The 274-nt window shown below is 62.0% G+C and carries 1 protein-coding gene; it reads right to left on the bottom strand.

All coding sequences use genetic code 11. The features are described 5' to 3' along the window. A partial coding sequence (locus SB772_RS40725) for an FAD-dependent monooxygenase (RefSeq protein WP_410838615.1) occupies positions 1–274 on the bottom strand: 274 nt, incomplete at both ends.

Raw genomic sequence — 274 nt, 5'->3', positions numbered from 1 at the left:
CGGTGCGTCACGCCGTCTTTGTCATAGGTAACGTAGGGCGCGGCACCGTCGAAATCGTGAGGCGTCACATTGGCCGCTTCGTAGATCGCCAGCGCGCCGCTCGCCTCGCGATGTTCCATCAGATCACGGGTCAACTCCGTCTGGCCATAGACCATGACGCGCTTGCCGCCGGTCAGTCCATGGAGATTGATCCGGTGATCCCTACCATCGAAGGCGAGCGAAAAACCGTCATGCGGCAAGCCATCGGCATGCATGCGCGCGCCGGATTTCGCCC

Source organism: Paraburkholderia sp. SIMBA_030, assembly GCF_046535245.1.
Taxonomy (GTDB): Bacteria; Pseudomonadota; Gammaproteobacteria; order Burkholderiales; family Burkholderiaceae; genus Paraburkholderia.
Note: the sequence above shows the minus strand (reverse complement) of the source record. Positions and strands in the feature narration are given on the sequence as shown.